Origin of the sequence: Streptomyces bohaiensis (assembly GCF_012033785.1) — a bacterium.
In the GTDB taxonomy this organism is placed as follows: Bacteria; Actinomycetota; Actinomycetes; order Streptomycetales; family Streptomycetaceae; genus Streptomyces; species Streptomyces bohaiensis.
The window spans coordinates 1-1943 of the sequence record NZ_JAAVJC010000472.1 but is presented as its reverse complement, the minus strand read 5'-3'; the positions used below and the strand labels follow the sequence as shown (position 1 = coordinate 1943).

General features: G+C 79.2%; 2 protein-coding genes. Both read left to right on the top strand.

Translation table 11 applies throughout. The features are described 5' to 3' along the window. Positions 1-702: SCO2322 family protein (locus HCN52_RS24050; protein ID WP_168090526.1), on the top strand; the 702-nt coding region annotated here is incomplete at its 5' end. A gap of 110 nt (positions 703-812) precedes the next feature. Next, positions 813-1943 (top strand): energy-coupling factor transporter transmembrane component T (locus tag HCN52_RS24045; RefSeq protein WP_209314941.1); only part of this gene is annotated, 1131 nt, incomplete at its 3' end.

Below are 1943 nucleotides of genomic sequence, written 5' to 3'. Positions count from 1 at the left end.
GTCATGGGCTCGGGGCCCGCTCTCCAGCTCACGGGGGACCCGGTCCACGACGCGCCGACGGGCTACCGCTACTGGTCCTTCTGGCTCCGTGACACGGCGGACACGGCGGACACCGCGGACGGCACCGACGAGGAGACGGACGGCGGCCCCGACGAGTCGTGGCGGTACGCCACCGAGGGCCCGGGCACCCTGCGGCCGGCCGACGGAGCCGTGCTCGGGTTCCGCTTCGGCATCGGCACCGGCACCGGCGGGGCGGAACAGCCACGCCCCACGGACACCTTCGCCGCCGTCTGCGACGCCACCGAGGCCGGTGCGGACGAACGCCGGGTGGCGCTGGTACTGGACTTCGGGACGCGGGACGAGGCGCCGCCGGGGGAGGTGCCGCCTCCTCCGGCGACGGTCTGCGCCGTGGTCGCGGACGGCGCGACCGGTGCCGAGACGCTGGCCGCGGTGGCCGGCCCGCTGCGGTACGACCGGGCCGGGCTGCTCTGCGCGATCCGCGGCTACCCCGAGCGGGGGTGCGGGGAGCAGGCCAGTGCGGCTCCCCAGGACTCCGCCGGCGCCGAGGGGGGCGACGAGGGCGGCTCCACGGGGGCCGGTGAGGACGGCTTCCCGGGCGGGGTCGGCCTGTGGGTCGGCATCGCCGCGGTGGCGGCGCTCGCCGCGGCGGCGCTGGGGCGCGGGCGCCGGCGGGACCGGTGAGGGGACGGCTCGGCTCCCCTCGCGGCACGGAGCGGCTCGACGCGGACACCGGCGGCGGGCGTCACGGCAGCGAGGGCGGCGAGGGCGGCCGGACGCTTCTCCCCGCCGGGTTGCGGGCCCCGTCGGCGACCCGCGGCAACGCGCTGCACGCGGGAGCCTGGTGGCTGTGGGCGCTGGGGCTGGCGACGGCGGCCTCCCGCACCACCAACCCGCTGCTGCTGGGGCTGATCGTCGCGGTGGCCGGCTACGTCGTCTCGGCGCGTCGCACGGACGCGCCGTGGGCCCGGGCCTTCGGCTTCTTCCTCGCCCTCGGCGCGGTCGTGGTGGTGCTGCGCGTGCTCTTCGCAGTCCTGCTGGGCTCCACCGTCGGTGGCACGCACGTGCTGTTCACGCTGCCGGAGGTGCCGCTGCCGGAGTGGATGCAGGGGGTGCGGCTCGGCGGCCGGGTGCTGGCCGAGGGGGTGCTCTTCTCGTTCTACGACGGGCTGCGCCTGGCGACGCTGCTGATCTGCCTGGGCGCGGCCAACGCGCTGGCGGACCCGGCACGGCTGCTGAAGTCGCTGCCCGGCGCGCTGTACGAGGCGGGGGTGGCGGTGGTGGTGGCGATGACGTTCGCGCCCCGGCTGATCGGCGACGTCGTCCGGATGCGCGCGGCGCGGCGACTGCGCGGCAGACCGGACCGCGGGGTCCGGTCGGTGGCGGGGGTTGCGCTGCCGGTGCTGGAGGGGGCGCTGGAGCGGTCGGTGGCGCTGGCGGCGGCGATGGACGCCCGCGGCTACGGCCGGTCGGCGCGCGTCCCGGCGCGGGTGCGCCGCACCACGGCGGCGCTGACGCTCGGCGGGCTCCTCGGGGTCTGCGCCGGGAGCTACGGACTGCTGGCAGCCGAGGGCGGTGTGCTGGGGCTGCCGGTCCTGGCGGTGGGTGCGGCGGCCGCCGCCGCCGGGCTCCGGCTCGGTGGGCGGCGCGCGGTACGCACCCGGTACCGCCCGGACCGCTGGGGGCTCCGCGCCTGGCTGGTGGCGGCGTCGGGCGCGGCGGTCGCGGCGGTGTACGTGGTGGCGGCCGCCGCCGATCCGGCGGGGCTCTCCCCGCCGACCGTCCCGCTGACCGCTCCCTCCTTCCCGCTCGTGCCCGCGGTGGCGGCGCTGCTCGGCCTGGTGCCCGCGGTCGTGGCGCCGGTGCCGCCGGGGGTCGGCCGGGGCCCGGCACCCGCCGACCCACCGGCCCGTGCGGCAGAGGGC